The organism is Haloferula rosea (assembly GCF_016595525.1).
GTDB classification, from domain to species: Bacteria; Verrucomicrobiota; Verrucomicrobiia; order Verrucomicrobiales; family Akkermansiaceae; genus Haloferula; species Haloferula rosea.
In genome coordinates this window covers 1-17421 of the sequence record NZ_JAENII010000025.1, presented here as the reverse complement: position 1 = coordinate 17421, position 17421 = coordinate 1, and the positions used below count along the sequence as shown (strand labels likewise).

General features: G+C 59.6%; 9 protein-coding genes. 7 read left to right on the top strand and 2 right to left on the bottom strand.

Annotated features, from left to right (window positions below):
• Positions 1 to 418 precede the first annotated feature (418 nt).
• From JIN81_RS19550 to JIN81_RS18390, 7 genes are all read left to right on the top strand, one after another.
• On the top strand, positions 419 to 1837 hold the full coding sequence (locus tag JIN81_RS19550) for an alpha-L-fucosidase (RefSeq protein ID WP_200283456.1): 1419 nt from the start codon (positions 419 to 421) through the stop codon (positions 1835 to 1837).
• A 214-nt stretch (positions 1838 to 2051) separates the two neighbouring features.
• Complete coding sequence (locus JIN81_RS18415; protein ID WP_234045530.1) at positions 2052 to 2669, top strand: lamin tail domain-containing protein; 618 nt, start codon at positions 2052 to 2054, stop codon at positions 2667 to 2669.
• A gap of 49 nt (positions 2670 to 2718) precedes the next feature.
• Positions 2719 to 4755, top strand: a complete 2037-nt coding sequence (locus JIN81_RS18410) for a vanadium-dependent haloperoxidase (protein WP_200283451.1) — start codon at positions 2719 to 2721, stop codon at positions 4753 to 4755.
• A gap of 711 nt (positions 4756 to 5466) precedes the next feature.
• Positions 5467 to 6234 (top strand): PEP-CTERM sorting domain-containing protein, encoded by a 768-nt coding sequence (locus JIN81_RS18405; protein ID WP_200283448.1) that lies wholly within the window; start codon positions 5467 to 5469, stop codon positions 6232 to 6234.
• 548 nt (positions 6235 to 6782) lie between these two features.
• The gene (locus JIN81_RS18400; RefSeq protein ID WP_200283446.1) at positions 6783 to 8132 is read left to right on the top strand and encodes a Gfo/Idh/MocA family protein; all 1350 of its coding nucleotides are present in this window, start codon (positions 6783 to 6785) and stop codon (positions 8130 to 8132) included.
• Between the two features lie 78 nt (positions 8133 to 8210).
• The gene (locus JIN81_RS18395) at positions 8211 to 8453 is read left to right on the top strand and encodes a hypothetical protein (protein ID WP_200283443.1); all 243 of its coding nucleotides are present in this window, start codon (positions 8211 to 8213) and stop codon (positions 8451 to 8453) included.
• Positions 8454 to 8553: 100 nt separating this feature from the next.
• The gene (locus JIN81_RS18390) at positions 8554 to 12396 is read left to right on the top strand and encodes a trypsin-like peptidase domain-containing protein (protein ID WP_200283440.1); all 3843 of its coding nucleotides are present in this window, start codon (positions 8554 to 8556) and stop codon (positions 12394 to 12396) included.
• 365 nt (positions 12397 to 12761) lie between these two features.
• Here JIN81_RS18390 and JIN81_RS18385 read toward each other — a convergent pair whose 3' ends face one another.
• Complete coding sequence (locus tag JIN81_RS18385) at positions 12762 to 14024, bottom strand: PQQ-binding-like beta-propeller repeat protein (protein WP_200283437.1); 1263 nt, start codon at positions 14022 to 14024, stop codon at positions 12762 to 12764.
• A 200-nt stretch (positions 14025 to 14224) separates the two neighbouring features.
• Positions 14225 to 17059 carry a chondroitinase family polysaccharide lyase gene (locus JIN81_RS18380; RefSeq protein WP_200283435.1) on the bottom strand — a complete coding sequence of 945 codons (2835 nt, stop codon included), beginning with the start codon at positions 17057 to 17059 and terminating at the stop codon, positions 14225 to 14227.
• Positions 17060 to 17421: the final 362 nt, after the last annotated feature.

Sequence of the window (17421 nt, the reverse complement as noted above, 5' to 3'; positions counted from 1 at the left end):
AAACCCTTTGATCCAACCCGCCATCTCCAGCATCAACCTCAACCCGAAATATCCCGAAAATCCCCCTTGATTCCATCACCGTAACTGACCCCTTTTGCGAGACCCCTTTTGCGACCCGACCCCTTTTGCGACCCCTTTTGGAGATGACTTTGTTTTACCCCGGGGGTTGGTCTTCCTCTTGGGGGCAGTGCTGAATGGCGCTGCTTTTCGGCGAGAGACGGTCATGCCACTTGCAGGTGGACCGAACGATCGCGAGGTGAATGGGAGGGCGGATGCAATATCGACGGCGTGGCGGCGGTAGGTAGGGTCTTTCGATATGAGATCACAAGCTTCCCGCATCCTGTCGTGCGCTGCGTTCGCAGTGTGTCTTTCTTATCCCAGCCATGCGCAGGAGGGGAATGGGAGCGATGATTATGGGGTGTCTGCCAAAGAGGTGGTGCTGGCGGATCCGGTGACCTTGGCGCTGGATGCGGATGGGATCACGAGCCTGGCTCCGAACCTCGGGAAGATGAGCGGAGTGAAGCCGGATGTGAGGAATTACATGATCCTGTGGTCCAAGGCGCAGCCGGGATCGAGTCAGGTGGAATGGACGGTGGCTGCCCCGGCGGACGGGATGTATGGGGTGACGATTGGGGTGAATGGAGTGGGCATGCGCCTGACGGTGAGTAGCAACGGCAAGAAGGTGGGGGGTGCCGTGAAAGAGGCGGAGTGGCATCATCTCGAGCTGGGCGAAATTCCCCTGAAGGCGGGCGAGAACAAGGTGCTGCTGGAGATCGAGGCTCCGACGGGAAAAGGGAACAAGGGTGGCAATCGATTTCTGCTGGGGCCGATGGAGCTGGCGCAGCCTGCGGTGAGGGACGCGATGCTGAAGGAAGCGGTGGCGGCACGGGTCCAGCCGGATTGGTTCAAGGACGCGGGGTATGGCCTGATGTTCCAATGGACGAACCGCGCGACCCCGCCGAGGGGGGACATCAAGAAGTGGGAGCAGAAGGTGGACGACTTCGATATGGATGGGTTTGTGAAACTGGTGGAGGACTCCGGGGCGGCGTATGTGGTGTGGTCCATCACGTGGGGGAACCAGTACATTTCCGCACCGATCAAGTCGCTGGATGCGATCATCGCCGGACGCACGACGCAGCGGGACCTGCTCGGCGAGATGACGGAGCGGCTGCATGAGAAGGGCGTGAAAGTGATTTTCTACTACCACTACGGCTATGACTGCATGCACTCGGTGGACAAGGAGTGGATGGAGGCGGCGGGTGGCTATGAGGCGGACAAGACGAAGCTCTATACGAACCTGGGCAAGATCCTCTCCGAGATCGGCACGCGCTACGGCGAGAAGCTGGCTGGCTGGTGGTTCGATGGCGGGGAGCGTTACCTGAACTGCCATTTCGATGGTTCGTCCGGGGCGGAGGGGATACTGAGCGTGCCTTTCAAGGAATACACGGCGATGGTGAAGACGGGGAATCCGCAGCGCATGGTGGCCTACAACTCATGGATCAGGCCGCGCATCACGGAGTATCAGGACTACTATGGCGGCGAGGGTCAGAAGAGCTTCGATCCCGAGAAACTAACGGACGGAGTGTTCAACAGCGGGCGCCAGAAGGGATTGCAGGCGCATGGCTGTTTCATCCTGGAAAAGTCGTGGGGTCACATCGAAAAGAACAAGACGATCCCGAAGCCGAAGTTCAGCCTCGCGAAACTGACGGGATTCGTGAAGAAGGCCCAGGAGAACCGTTACCCGCTCTCGATCAATCTGGAGATGTATGAAGACGGGTCGGTCTCGCCGGAGTCCTACGCCTTGCTGAAAGCACTGAAGGCGGCAGTGAGGAAATGATGATGCCGGATGGTGAAAAGTAGAGCTAGAGGATGCGAGAGATGGGCCACTTCGGGGGGCGGTCCCACCTCGGGGGGCGGTCCTTGAAATGCGGAGTGTGCTTCTGCAGGTTGAGGAGTGAAAAGGGATGATACTGCAGGGATTCGTCCCGGATGGCGCTACCCTAAGAGGATTTTCGCTTGCCCGATCCTGATCGGGTGTCCTTGATGACAAAGTGAAAAGGGTTAATCGCATCGCTGCCGTCCTGCTTGCCTGCTCCATGAGTGCCCAGGGCGCTGTCGTGATCAGCGAACTGGACATTGCCAACAACAAGATCGAGATCGTCAACACGGGAGGGTCCTCGGTGGATACCGCGGCTTGGTGGCTGTGCAACCGAGTGAACGGCAGTCCGTTCTATATTACGTTTGGCTCAGTGGGGATCATCGCGGCGGAGTCCTCGTCCATGGATTTGAACCTCGGCGCCGGTGAGTTTGTCACCCTTCAGCTTACGGCGGGTTTTGTTCCCGATGGAAATGGCGAGCTTGGCATTTACAATACGAACTCGTTCGCGAGTTCCACTGCGATCGAAGACTACGTGGTGTGGGGCGCCATTGGTGTCCGGGATTCTGTGGCTCAGAATGCAGGAATTTGGACTGATAACCAATTCATCGACGTGTCAGGGATTGGGGCCGGTGAAACGGTGCAACTGTTGCCCTCCCAAGCCGGGAATGCCCCCGCCGACTACACCATCGGAGCGAGTACCATCGGTTCGGCCACCAATGTTCCCGAACCCGGCTCTGCCTTGCTGGCAGTCGGAGGCTCGGCGCTCCTTCTGTGTCGGAGGCGCTCTTGATTTGCTCCGTTGAGCTGCGACCGGCTCCCCATCCTGCCCGTCCGACGCCATGAGCTCCCGCCGCCTGCCTATCCTGGTTGTGGCGATGGGTCTTCTCTGGAGCGAGGCAAGGGCTTCCGCGTCGGTCGCCCGGCAGTGGAATGAGGAGAACCTTGCGGCGATCCGTATCGACATTCCCCATCCCCCGGTCCATGCCCGCAACCTCTTCCATGTGGCGGTTGGTATGTACAATGCCTGGGCTGCCTACGACACAGTGGCAATCGGCTACATCCACCACGAACGGGCCACCGCCCCTGATGTATCGACGGCACGGGCCGAAGCCGTGAGCTATGCTGCCTATCGGATTCTGGCTGCGCGTTACGCCAGCTCGGCTAGTGCCTCGAGCACCTTGGCTTCCCTCGACCAGCGGATGGTCGCGCTCGGCTATGACCCGGCGGTGACCGGCACGACCGGATCAAGTCCTGCAGCCGTGGGAAACCGAATCGCCGCTGCGATTCTGGCCTGGGGGCTCGGCGATGGATCGCGGGAATCCACCGGCTACGATGATCCCAGTTACACCAACACCCAGCCGGAGTTCCGGGTGATCGACAATGGCGTGCCGCTTGGCGGTTACCCGACCGGAGCGGACCCCGACGTCTGGCACCCCCTGACCTTCGACGAGGGTTTTTCCCAGAACGGACTGGGTCCGGTCTTCCTCCAGCCGTTCATCGGCGGCATCTGGCTTGAGACCCGGCCCTTCGCCCTGCGTCGGGAAGACCCTGCCTTGCCGTGGATCGATCCGGGCCCATTTCCGAAGCTGCGCGGCGGACAGGCTGCGGCCTACATGGCGGAAGCCATCGAGGTGTTGGAGAAAAGTGCGGCGTTGGGCGACCTGACGTCCATCGATATCTCTCCAGCTTCGCTAGGCAACAACACGCTGGGTTTCGAGGATGGCACTGGCCATGCGTTGAATCCGTTCACAGGCCAGCCCTATGCATCCAACCTGGTGCCCCGTGGTGACTACGGTCGCGTCCTTGCTGAATTCTGGGCGGATGGACCGGATTCGGAAACGCCGCCGGGGCATTGGCACACCATCGCCAACGAGGCCAGCGACGAGATCACGACGAAGCGCATTGGCGGGACCGGCCCGGTGGTCGACGACCTTGAGTGGGACGTGAAACTCTATTTCGCCCTCGCTGCAGCCATGCACGATTCGGCCTGCGCGGCGTGGTCGGTGAAGCGATACTACGATGCCCCTCGACCGATCACCATGACCCGATTCATGGCCCTGAAGGGGCAGTCGTCGGACCCCGTTCTGCCGTCCTATGATGCCGAGGGACTCCCGCTGGTGCCCGGACTGGTGGCGGTCGTGACCCATGATTCGATCGCTCCCGGCGGTGATCACGAGGGCCTTGGGTTTGCGGTCGGGGACATCGTTTTGTTCACGTGGCCGGGTCGTCCGGTCGATCCCACGGTGCAACGCAGCATGCCGCGCTGGATTCGCGGTGTCGATTGGTTCCCCTACCAGGACCGGACCTTCGTGTCGCCCGCTTTTCCCGGCTACGTCTCCGGGCACAGCACGTTCAGTCGCGCTGCCGCAGAGATCCTGACGGCTTTCACGGGAAGCGAGTACTTTCCCGGTGGCATGGGAACCTTCACCGCGCCTGCCGGGACCTTCCTGAAGTTCGAGTTCGGTCCGACCGTCGATGTGGAACTCCAATGGGCGACGTACTTCGACGCTGCCGACGAGGCCGGTGCGTCCCGGCGCTTGGGCGGGATTCATCCGGTTGCGGACGATCTTCCCGGGCGGATCATCGGTTCGCAGTGCGGTCTTCAGGTCTGGGGTATGGCCCCGAAGTACTGGGATGGTAGTATCGTCAACAGCGAGATGCGGCCCGATATTGCGAGGACAAGTTCCACCGAGGCTCGGCTCGAATGGGAGTCCGTGCGCGGACTCTACTACACGGTCGAACGCGGTCTCGATGGTCAGCCGTGGACGCCTGTCGGTCCGGCTTTTCAGGCCACTGATCCGCGTAGTGAATGGACGGACCCCGCAGCTACCGGTGACCGTGGCTTCTATCGCGTCCGTCAGGAGCCCGCACCTTGAACCGGAGGCGCTGGGGGGTGAACCGGGGAGATGGGTGACACGCTGGAGAGGGTGCAAGCCCTCACGTGATCCTCACAGAAATTGGGCTGGATTCTCCGAACTTGGCATTCATTCGCCTCTTTGGACGGATTGGCTCGATCTCATGGCACGGCAGGCTCGCTACGAGGCGGCAGGGGTGAGCTGTCCGCAGACTTCGCGTGAAGTTCCCCGATTCTCTGAAAGTTCGGGGCATAAGTCGGCACCCAAGCGTGATGGCGCGTGGTGAAGGCATTTTTTTTGGTGGGGGACTTGGCTCAAGGTGGGGCTGCAGCTGGCGGGCTTGATCGGGAAGCGGAGCTGAGTTCGAAGCCAGTGGGTAGCGGATCCACGGGCGATGGGTCCGGGATAAGGAATGGCGGTGGCGTTGCGCCAGCAGAGAGAGTGGATGGTGCTGGCGCAATGATTGGGGAAACAGAGAAGGAATTGAAGCTCGGACCCTCCCTTGAGTGTCGGGGGGCGGCCCGAGGCCCAATGAGGATCGACGCCTCGCCAGGGAAGTGTGAGGGAGATCGGGGCCCGGTAGAGCGACTCTTGAACGAGCAACCCCGGGGGGGCATCCCACGTGAAGGCGTAGCACGGGTTTACGTATCTTCAAGTGAAGGGGAAAGTATGGGACTCTTAAATGAAGGTGAGCCAAGGCCTGCCTGTGAAACACCTCAACCTCTCATACTTGTGCGTTCCCTCATCCCCAACCGCGTTCCGGTCCTCATCGCCAGCATCGTCTTTGCCGTGTCTTCGGCGAACGGGCAGAACTACGAGATCGATTTCAATTTCGATCAGAATGGCGCAGCCCTGATCTCTGGTAGTTCCGTGCCGTCTGCTCAACCCTACGGCAATCTCTTCGGAGGAGGGGAGGGCGTGAGGGTCTCCACGGACAGCCCGGGAGTTCGTCCGCTCAACTACTACAACACCGAAGGCTCCACAGGGGAGGATCCGGATCTGGAGCGCAACTCTGAAGGCACGGGTTTGTGGGAAGGTGGGAATCTCCTTGGGGGAAATTTCGGCAATGTTCTGATCGTGAACAAGAACGACACGCTGACGACTCCGAACGACAATGGCGGAGGAGGAAAGATCATTCTGGAATTCGATCGTGAGTTGGTCGCCTTCGGGTTCGACTTTGTGGACATGGATCAGGCCTCCAGTGCATCGGTCATCTTCGGCTCCGGGCCCGGTGCGGTGGAAGTCGAATTCGCGGCGTTCGAATCTGGCTCCGGCTCGATCCATTCCGTTTCGGGCGTCAGTTTCGGCGATCGACATGCCAATCGGATCCTCGATATCCGGGCCGATGAATTGGGTTTGAGTAGCTTCAGTCGCGTGGAGTTCGACTTGGCGAGCTCGGGCGGAATTGGAACGGTCTATGTCGAGACCATCCCGGAACCCGCCAGTTTTTACTTCGGTGTGCTGGGGCTCGCTGCATTGTGCCTCCGCCGTCGTCGCTGAGGTGTGACCGATTTCCCGCCTTGTGCGCGACCGGGATCCGTGGGCACGGGGGGCTGTGAAGGCGCTTGCTGGCGGGGAACGAGGAACGGCGGGGTTCGACGTTGGCGGTTCGCTTGGAAAAGCGCCGCGTCCCCTTCGAACCGGAGCTGCTTGTTCGGTTTGCTTCCAGCCTTCGTGTGAAGCTTCGTCTTTCACGCGTGATGGACTGGGGTGAAGGGGGAGCGATGGACTTGTAGGTGGGGGAGATGGACATGTCGTGGAGGGCGGAGAAATTGTAGGAGAGGAGAGAGGTTGCTGCCGACAAGCTTGATGTGGGAACGGCCGGGATTACGGAACAAGGGGAATGGGGGATCGGCAGGGTGAGGGCCACGAGGGGACTGACATGAATGGCAATGACCGAGTTGTGGAAGGCATGGCTCGATGGACGCGTAGGCTCTTGGGCTGCATCCAACTAGCGATGATGGATGAGTGCAAATCCCCCGAACTCCGGCCGAAGGGCTCTCTTCAGTCGAACCCTGCAACATGCGATTTCCTGACAATTGGATTCAATGAACAAGCTCACCACCAACCGAAGGCGGTTCATCGGAACCGCAGGCACCACCGGCCTCTTTCAAATTGTACCGCGCCACGTACTCGGTGGGCCCAATTACACGTCACCCAGCGAGAAGCTGAACATTGCCGGAATCGGAGTCGGTGGGATGGGACATGCGAACATGCTGGCCTGCGCGAAGGAAAACATCGTGGCCCTGTGCGACGTGGACCACAAGTATGCGGCAAAATCATTCGAAGCTTTTCCAAAAGCGGCGGTTTACAAGGACTACCGTGTGATGTTCGAGAAGCAGAAGGACATCGATGCGGTGCTGATCGCGACGCCGGATCACACGCACGCCGTGATCAGCATGGCGGCGATGCAGTCGGGCAAGCACGTCTTCTGCCAGAAACCGCTGACCCACGACATCTATGAGTCCCGCATGTTGGCGAAGGCCGCGAAGGAGGCCGGAGTGGTGACTCAGATGGGCATTCAGGGCCATTCGCAAGAGGGCCTGCGCTTGATCTGCGAATGGATCTGGGACGGGGCGATCGGAGACGTCAGTGAGGTCGATGCCTGGTGCAGCCTGATGTATTCCCCTCCCGGCCATGCCTTCTGGAGTTCCATCCTTCAGGATCGACCGAAGCAGGGGCAATCTGTGCCCTCCGGACTCGACTGGGATCGCTGGATCGGCCCCGCAGCGATGCGGGAGTATCACCGGTGCTACCACCCGGGCAGCTGGCGTTGCTGGTGGGACTTCGGTTGTGGCATGATGGGAGACCGCGGTGCCCACACCCTTGACTCGGTTTTCACGGCGCTGAAGCTCGGCGCACCGTCTTCCATCGAGGGGTCCGGAATTGTCGGTGGCAACGCCGAGGTTCACCCCGATAAAGCGAAGGTGACCTACCTTTTTCCGGCGAGGGATGGTTTTCCGGCACTCAAGCTCAACTGGTATGAAGGTCAGGAGCCGCCGCGTCCGAAGGAACTCGAAGAAGGACGCAACTTGCATGAACAGGGAGGAGTGATTTTCAAAGGTGACAAGGGTATCATCATGTGTGGCGTCTATGGAAACAGCCCGCGCCTGATCCCGGAGACTGCCATGAGGGCCTACAAGCGCCCGGCGAAAACCCTCCCGCGCATCAAGGGCAGCCACGAAGGGAACTGGATCAACGCAATCAAGAGCGGCACCAAGGCCAGCGCCGACTTCAGCTACTCCGGCCCGCTGACCGAACTCGCCCTGCTGGGCAACATCGCCAAGCGTTTCCCGAATCGGAAACTTGATTGGGACAATGAGAACATGAAGGTGACCAACTTTGATGATGCCAACGCCTGGGTGCGCCGACCGTATCGCGCCGGATGGTCGCTCTGAGGGCCCGCAGCGCCGCGGAAGCATCGACGCCTCCCCATGTCCGGTCAGTGAGAAGTAAAGCTCGTGGGTCGTCTTGAAATGAAGCTACTGGAAATGATCCATGAGGGCGTCTTCCTAGCCGTATGTTGTGCGGGCTTGGCTCAGGCGGATGTCGTGGTGGAGTCGCCAAACCCTCAGGAGGAATTTGCGCAGCACGTGATTCTCGGTCGGGAGATCGATAGCGATGTCCGCTTGGCTATCGTCGAGGATGATCCCGAGCTCAAGCCCGAGGGGTTTCGGATCGCGTTGAAGGACGGCGTCATCCATCAACCGATTCCATGATTCGCGGCGCATGCGCTGACATCCGTGCGGCGACATGAAAGGAGCCCTCCCGCTGGGCGATGCCTTGACCCGGCGATGCCGGATCGATAGATCTCACGCCATGATGAGAGACCGGCGTTTCGGTGTTTTTCCCAACCTCCTTGCAAGTTGCGCATTGGTTTTCTCCGCCCTGGTTACATCGGGCTTTGGTGTTGAATTTGAGACCCTGAAACTCGAACGGAGGCCGTCGGCGCTATCCATTACCGAATCCGGTGATCACCTCATCGCCGTCTCGAGTCGTCAGGACCGGCTTCATGTCATTGATTCCCGTGAACTTGAGGAGCTCCTCGTGATCGAAGTCCCTGCCACGGGACCCTTGCTGAGCCGGGGAGGGACCTTGCTCGTCGGTGAGAGGGACACCGGCCTGGTGAAGATCTATTCGCAGAAGGACTGGGAATTGGTCAATGAGATCGATACCGGGGTCACACCACTGGAGAAGCTCTCCGCGAAGCGAGGCGGCGCCTATGACGGCACGATATTGGCGAGCAAGCGTGGTCTCGTCCATGTGGTGGATGTCGAGAAGGATGAGTATCGGGCTGTCGGAAGGCAGAACTCCCAAGCGATTTTTTCCGCGAACGGCGATCATGTGCTTCACCATGCCGACGGCAAGTTCACCGCATTCGATTCGGACAAGTATCTGAGAGGGGAGCTGGACAATCCGGTGTCCGTGTCCAGTGGAAGCAATGTATCGGATCCCGTCCCCTTGGTGGATGATTTCTGGCTGGGGAGAGGAAGGATTTTCGTCGGACTCGCTCCCCACAGCCAGATGGAGTATTTTGGTGGTGCGATTGTCGGTGACCCATCGCCCGAAACCCGTCTGGTGTATTGTATCAAGGATAAGAACATTGAGGTTCGCCGACTGGATTCCGCTTTCTCGTTGCTGGAAACGATTGTCATGGAAGCCAGCTTCTCCAGCGTCGGGAACTCCCCGCCCTGCATCCGTCGAAACGGGGATTCCAGCATCTCCCTGTTCTGGGTCGGTCACGGAGTGGATGGAGTGGCCTCGGTCACCTTCAGGGTCACCGCCCCGGTCCGGGCCAACGAAGTGGGCACCCAGGTGATCCCGTTGCCAGCAGCCGATGAAAACCAACTGGTTTCCGGACCGGATGGCACGAAGCTCGACGATGGCAAGCTGTCATGGACTCCACCCACGGCGCCGGATCCGGCTCGATACGCCTTCAAGGTCAAGCAGACGACCAACGGCAAGGTGTCGTTTTTCCGGGAGTCCATCGAGGTTCTCCCAGCTGAGAAAGTGGAACCTGATGGCATCACGCAACTGAAGTCGGAACCCGGAACAAGCGGCAGGATTCCTGTGTTTTCCAGGGAAGATCAGATGGCGGTCCTCGATGAGGGGCAGCTCCTTCTGTTTGATGAATCCGGCATGATCACCCGATCAATTCCATTTGAGGAAAAGTATCATGATGTGGTGCTGCTTGATCAGGGTTTCGCGCTGGCGGCCACAAGTCGGATCGACATCACGGATGCTGACGGGAAAGTCCTCGGTGAGATCGACCTAGGATCCGTCACCATCACAAATATAGCCGCGGGAGCGGACGGAAACACGCTCTATGCGAGCGCTAAGGATTCGACGGAACAGGAACTCGCGAAGAGCTTTCCGGTTTACCACATTGATCTCGAAAGCCGGAAAGCGAACCGCCTTGAGCGGGTCGCAGGCTCGGGCTTGGCGATGCATCGTGGAGGAGATCTGCTGATGTCCTTCATCAGCCATCGACAGATGCACAGCGTTGGTCTGTTGAACTACATTGAAGAGAACACCGATGTGCTGATCGGCTACCGGGTGAATGGTGACCGGCTGAGCATGCAGAAGACCAGCGAAGGAGTGGTGACGGGCATCCGGAGTCTGAGTTATTCTGCAGATGGTTCGCATGTCGCGGTAAACTCGTATGGCGTGCTTTCGCGAGGTGGGATGACCTACGGGCAAAGGATTCCGGTCTTCTCCGTCAAGAACCTCGACAAGCCGGACCGCATGGTTCCGATCGAGGGTGGGGGGGTGATTCAGTCGCTCTTTCATCCCAAGCTTGATCTGCTCTGTGTCCTCAGCCATTCCCGGCAGAATGAGGCAGGCTACCGCATGACGGCCTACCATTCAGATGGGGATGAGCGGGAGAAGTTGTTGTCAGGGGGTACGCGCCTTCCTTCGAAACCCGATCAGTTCATGTTCTCGCCGGATGGGACCGCCCTTCTGGTTGTCGGCCGGGACATCTACGGACGTCGGCTCATCTCCCGGCTTGCCCTGGAGCTTTCCGATGAAGAAAGGGCAAGCTGTGCCAAGCCCGCACCGGCAGCCGTATCCGTCTTTGCACCGTCGATCGCAGCTCACGAATCAGGGACTCTGAACCCTGATCGATCCAGCGGAGACCCGAATGAGGGTCTGGCTCCCTCGGATTTCGAGCGACTGGTGGTGGACTCCGCTTCCAGGTCCGTCATTCCCAGCGAGGCGATGGCGATGCTGCACATGCCCTCGGTGGTGATCGTAAACAGCGGCCAGAAGGGCATCGGTGCCGGATTCTTCGTGTCACGAGATGGTCACATCATGACGGCCGCCCACTGTCTTCCACCCCTCGGAGGACCCATGGTCTCTCACTACCTGCAACTTCCCATCGGCAGGATTGAGTTTGAGAGCCCGGCCACGGTCGTGGATGTCGACGAGGATCTCGATCTGGCGCTGTTGAAGATCGACTTCAACGCATCCACGACGGCCCTCAGTCTCGCGAACCGCGATCCAATTGTTGGCGCCAAGGTGTATGCCATCGGACACCCGGGCACCAAGGAGCTGAGCCTCGACTACACACTCACCGAGGGCTTGGTGAGCAGCGCAGCACGGCAGATCGAGGGGCGGTCGGTCTTGCAGATCTCTGCAGCCGTGAACCCCGGTAACAGCGGAGGCCCGGTAATCGATGAACGCGGATGCATCATCGGCATGGTGACCCAGAAGGCTCATCTGGAAGGAGCTTCCTTTGCGGTTCCCGCCGGGCTCATCGCGGATTTCCTCGACCGGTCCAAGGCTTCGAGTGAACTTCCGCCCCCCGATGGCGGTTTGCTCAAGAAGGAGATCGAGGACAAGGGATGGCTCACGATGGAGAAGCTTTCATTCAAGTCCGCTGGACCTCAGGGCAACCTGCGGGCTCGATTGAAGGAAGAACCGGATGGGTGGTTCAGCGGAACCATGGTGATGTTCGGGAATCCAGCGGATCACCTCTTCTCGACCAGCACTTACAAGGATGGCTACCTTGATGGCGACACCATCATCTATGACCGGATGAAGCGGCGGGTCCGATTGATGAGCTTTCAATCTGGAGAGGAGCATGGGTTGCAAGGAACCTATTATCCGTCCCAGAACCTCCGGTCGACCCTTACCAAAAAGCAGGGAAAGCTCCATGGCTACCTGCGGGAATTCTATGATGAACCACTTTCGGTGAAGAGGGCGGTTTGCTTCGAGAATGGTGTTCCGTCGGGGCCGAGCTATGTGATGGATGAGCTTGGAAGAGTGGTTTACGCCGCCTTCTACAAGGATGGTCAAGCCGCAACCCAGCGGCAATACAACCATTACCGTCCCAATGAGGGCGTTCCGGTCATCGAGTACACCAAGGCTGGAGATGACGAAGTCCTGAGTGAGCTGGTGAAGAAGGGAGCCTCCCTCGATGAGTTGCACAACGGAAAAGCGCCTCTCCATGAAGCGGTGGAGATCAAATACATCTACATGGTCGAGACGATTCTGGATCTCGGAGGTGAGGTCGACATCAAGGATGGGGATGGAAAAACCGCTCTTCAACTGGTGATGGCCAGCTCGAATCCAGCGGTATCAATCGCCAGGATGCTCATCGAACGAGGAGCGGAGAAGTCTCTGCTTACTGATGAAGAGCGCAAGTTGTTGGAAGAGTAGAGCGCTGGTCCCGAGTGTGGCGACTGGGGTGCTCTGCCTCAGAGCATCACACAGTCTTGCGGGGGGTGGGGGAGTGATTTTTTCCCATCCTCTCGGAAATCAGCGTTGATTGGGTCTCCGCTGCCTTGACAGCGATTGGAGTCCCTTGAGGACGAATCGTCGCCTGCCACCTTTCCATTGAGCACTCCTTGCTTCCTCCGTGATGCCAAAGGTCCTACCGGCCTGAAGAGCACCCTGATGAAGTCTTCAGCGATTCGACTCGCGCAGATCAAGGGCGTTGCGAAGTAAGCCTGTTGCGGTCGGATGATGATCAGGTGCTCGGCCTGTTCCGGGTTTGTTTTGGACCTGAGCCAGTCGACGAAGGCTCACTTCGAGATTGCGTAGAGGAACCGGTTTGAGCGGAGGTAGATGGTGTCTTGGGACAGGGCAGGGCTGGCGTTGAAGTCACTGCTGTCTTCGAGATGGTTGTGTGCGACCTGCTTCATTTCTGGATTCGCCTCGAAGACGAAGGTCCCGTTTCGGCGGGTCACGACCATCAGGTGGTTTCCGAAGCGGAGCATGGAGGCATAGACGCTGCGCTTTGATGAGCCCCTGAGCCCTTCGAGATCCCGATCGGTGATGACCTTTCCGGTGGCGGTCTCCATGCAGATGACTTCGGCGTCGTCGCTGACCCAGTAGAGGTGGTCTCCGTATGCCAGCGGAGTTGGCACGTAAGTGGTCGATTTTCCGGTCCAGAGGATCTTGCCGTCCTTGATGGCCACGCTGGACTTCCTCGGGTAGCCGCCGAAGGCAAAGGCCATGTCGGCAGTGGTGACCACGCTCGGGCAGATGTTGCCCGGCATTTCCGTCGGCACCGTCCAGATGGGTTTGCCCGTGGCCGGATCCAGACACCAGACCTCGTAGGGCATTGCCAGAAGCAGTTCCGTCTTGCCGTCTTTGGTGCGGAGTTGGGGCGTCCCGTAGGCCAGTTCGAGGCTCTTTGATTCCTTTCGCCAGCGTTCTTCGCCTGTCTTCTTGTCAAAGGCGATCACCGCACGGCCCTCATCCGCCGCATTCACGATCAGCAGGTCCTGATAGAGCACCGGGCTGGCACCCGAACCCCATCGGCGGTTGCTCGAGTCGCTGCCCACTTGCTGGCTCCAAAGAGGTGTGCCATCCACGGTGAAGGCATGGACACCCGACTTGCCGAAGAAGGCGTAAACGTTCTCGCCATCGGTCACCGGTGTGCTGCTGGCATAGCCGTGTTCCATGATGTAGCCGCGGTAGTCATCCTCGGGATTGGCGAGGTCGACTGAACGATTCCAAAGAATCTTGCCGGACGACCTTTCAATGCAGATCAACTGGCGTCCGAGGTCATTTGGGTCACCGGGGTCGCGGGGATCGGTGCCGTAGCCGACGTAACAGGTGACGAAGAGCTTGTCCTCGAAGAAGACCGGGCTGGAAGACCCGGGACCGGGGAGTTCCGTTTTCCATTCAACGTGCTTGTTGTCACCCCACTCAGTCGGAAGCGTATCTGCCGACACCCGTGTCGCCGCCCCTTCCTTCCCCCGGAACTGGGGCCACGATTCTGCCTTCAAGCAGGAAATGAGTAGCAGTGCTGCGAACGCGGATTTGATGCATGTATCCATAAGTGAAACGTTGTTACCGGAATCGAACCCTCCCATTGTAAAGAAGGTATGAGGGAAATGGAATTTTTTCATCTTCCACGCTCTTATCCTCGATCTCCTGTGGCTGGAGATGGGGGCGCCCGACCTGTCCGTGCAAATCCTGCACGGAAGCCTGATGCGTGCAGTCTGCCGGCGATGACGGGATCTGCAGGCGAGCGAGGCTAGCGTTCGCTGAGGCGGATGCTGACGGATTCGCCGTGGCGGACCGGAGCGGTGATGGTGGTGTCGCCATCCTGGGGGTCGACGGTGGCCATGGAGGATTCGTGGGCTGGGGAGAACTCACCACGGAGGTGGATGGTGACCGCTTGTGGCTCCCTTGCTTCAAGGCGGGCGTCGGGGTTCGTGAGGGAGACGATGAGCTGGCCGTCCTTCTCGGCGATCATGACGAGGCAGGGTTGATCCACGGATCGCAATGGGAACTCAGCGGGGAGGTCGGTGTCCTTTTCGAAGATGACGTAGCCGGTGGTGTGGGTCGGAGAGTCATGGACGATGTGGGCGGCGCTGTCTTTCCGGATCACCTGGTAGGGGCGTTGATCCGCGAAGGCACTGACCTCAGATTCGCTGGGCTGGACGACGACTGCGTATTCGTAGCCGGCGCTGGTTGGGTTCTTGCCGTGTTCGATCCACGCGGTGGCGTAGTTTCCGGTAGTGTCCTTGCTGTCGTTGCAGTTGCGGGAACGTTGTTCGCTGATGCGGAGATGGACAGGGGTATCGGCTGGCGTGAAGTAGGCATTGCCATAGGGGTCGACAAGCGTGGTCGCACGGGGCTCGTCGCGGATGACGGGCCGGTCGGCCAAGGTGAGGACTTCGCCATTGAGTCGGGTGGAGTCGTGTGTCTCGGTGAGGAACTTTTGGAAGAGGTTGGTGCGGACGGGGTGATCGACGCCGGAGGTCGCGATGTCCGAACCGAGGCAAACGATGCGGTTGTCGAAGAAGAACCAGGTCTTGAGAGCGGTGAGCGGTTCCGGCTTCGGGGAGTCTTTGGCGGCACCGCTCGTCATGGCACCCGGAACGCCGAGGCTGAAGGTCATGGCAAACAACCCGTTGGGACCATTGCTCAGTCCACCGACGAAGGTCTCCTGATTGCGCGGCAGGCGGGAGCCGTTGCCGTTGGCAATACCAGCAAGTGGACAGTGGATGGTGGTGGCGCCCTCGATGGCGGTCCAGTCGTAGCCATTGTCGGGCCGGGTGCCGGAGGCGTGGACGGTGGGAAGTGACTCCGGGTGGGTGAGAAGCTCAAGTTGCCCCATCGACATGTACAGACCGTGTCGGTTGGAGTTGGCGTAGCTTTCCCCGGACGCGACGTGTTTCGAGTAGCCCTTCACTCCGGCGAGCCAGTTGCCACGACGGTGCATGGAGAGTGCCGCCGAAGGCATGGTTCGATTGCCGTTGGGCGATGCAGCGGGTTCGATGCCGGCGAATTCGGGGTGGGTCGTCTTGCTGGGTGAGAGGCGTAGGAATTCCGCAAGGAGTTGGGGATCCGGCTTGCCATCGTTGTAGGGGGCGTATGCTTCGGCGAGGGCCTTCAGCGACCCGGTGGGTGCGTTCTGGGCCCCCGTGGCGTTTCTGCCGCTGAGCGACCAAAGTGTGGTGCGGCCGCAGTACCAGATCATGGATTCCAGCGCTACCCGGATCGCGTCGATTGCTTCACGTGTCACGGGAAGATCGGACTTCGACAGGATGGACACGAGCCATGAAGCGTCGTTCATGCCCATTGAACCATAAGCATAGTAGTGGAAGCCATGGTGAAAAATGCCGCCGTCCGGTTTGATGGAGGCGACGAGCTGTTTGGCGAAGACATCGCGGAACTGATGGACGTGGTGCCACCGGTCGACGGGATCGGGATGTGCGAGCGCGATGCGGAGAAGACGGGCGGCCTCGTTGTGGAAGTAGTCCATCGATTCCTGATGCGATTCGCCGAAAAGACGGTCGTCGTAGGAGTAGGCCCACTTGAGGTAGTGGATGGATGGTTCGAGGGTGCCGTGTTCCTTGAGCGGATCGCGCATCTTGGTGATGGCGTCGACATAAAGGCGGCCGACGTAGTTGTTGGCCTTTCCGACGGATCCGTTGACCACGAGGCCCTGCTCCTGAAGCCAATCGTTGACGGTGTGGAAACAGGCTGCGATCTCCCGTTTCATTTCCGGGTCGGTGCAGACGAGCCAATCGTTCGCAATGCCGTTGAGGAATGCGAAGTGATCGGGGAGTTTCTTGAGTGGATGACCCTTGTAGAGTTGTTGCGTCTCAATGACCGACCTGAAATGGGCGATCCGCTTTTCCCAGTGGTCCCTTTTGATCTCCGGATTCGGCTTGGCGTGCAGGAAGCCGGTCAGTGTGTCGAGCCTGACGATTTCCTCGGCCGTGGGCGCCGGGGGCCCGGAGAAATCGTGGTCTGCGGGCTTCCATGATTCGGCGATCGGTTCCCGGGCATCGCGGAAGTCGCGTGGGTCGTTGAAGAAGATCGCGTCGAAGTAGGCGGTGGAATCGCCGGTGATTCCGTGTGCGGAAACGCGGAAGTTGTCGAGCCTGCCCTTCAGTGCCCCATCGATCCAATTCAGCTTGGACTTCCATGAATAGTGGAAGACGGGCTTCTGCCATCCGACGTGGGCGAGTGGGATTTCGAAGGTGGCAGCAGTCTTCTCGCAGGCGCGGATCTCGACGAGCAGGTGGCCCGGGCCTTCTTCCGTAAGATAAACGGGGAAGATCAGTGCGGACCGACTATACCCCCCGTAGCCCGTCCAGACGCCGACGTTGCCGAGTGGTCCGGTATCGAGGGTGAAAGCATCGCCATCCTTGAAGTCCCAGCGAAGTGCCTTGGTGCCATCGAGAAGGTGATCATCGGAGAGGCTGAGGTTTCCTCCCTGGGCCACGATCGAGTCCGGGATGCCGGACTCGAACGAAGCGGTAAGCCAGGATGCGGCTGGGAGCTCATCGGCGAAGGAAATGCCACAAAGAGCCACGGCGAGTGCGGAAGAAGTGAAGCGAATGAGTTTGCGCAAGGGTGTGGGAATGGGAATGCGTGGCTATACGACAGGGACGGCGGCGGGCTTTCACTCTGCCGTGCGACACGGGAGCGTTGCTCTGTCGCGGCATCGCAGTCTGAAGAAAACCATTCTCCTCCAGCACGCCCACTACGCCGATCTTGGGATTCTTCCCGCGGTGATTCGGCATCGGTTGTTCTCCCGGTCGTTCCGGAATACACGCCCGCATTCGTGCTGAGAATCTTCCAACGGGGGTGCTGGCGTCATTGGGTGGTGGCCTTGGGCTGCATGCACCTTCTTGGTGGCCCGATCGCGATTCTCCAGACGGTGGCGTGGGCCAGCATGCTGGTCAGCTACTCGGTGGAGGATGGCTTGCTTCA

What these genes read in the sequence shown, in the direction of transcription:
- JIN81_RS18410 (WP_200283451.1), top strand. Translation starts at nt 2,719, where the DNA reads ATGAGCTCCCGCCGCCTGCCTATCCTGGTTGTGGCGATGGGTCTTCTC.
- JIN81_RS18400 (WP_200283446.1), top strand. Translation starts at nt 6,783, where the DNA reads ATGAACAAGCTCACCACCAACCGAAGGCGGTTCATCGGAACCGCAGGC.
- JIN81_RS18395 (WP_200283443.1), top strand. Translation starts at nt 8,211, where the DNA reads ATGAAGCTACTGGAAATGATCCATGAGGGCGTCTTCCTAGCCGTATGT.
- JIN81_RS18390 (WP_200283440.1), top strand. Translation starts at nt 8,554, where the DNA reads ATGATGAGAGACCGGCGTTTCGGTGTTTTTCCCAACCTCCTTGCAAGT.
- JIN81_RS18385 (WP_200283437.1), bottom strand. Translation starts at nt 14,024, where the DNA reads ATGGATACATGCATCAAATCCGCGTTCGCAGCACTGCTACTCATTTCC.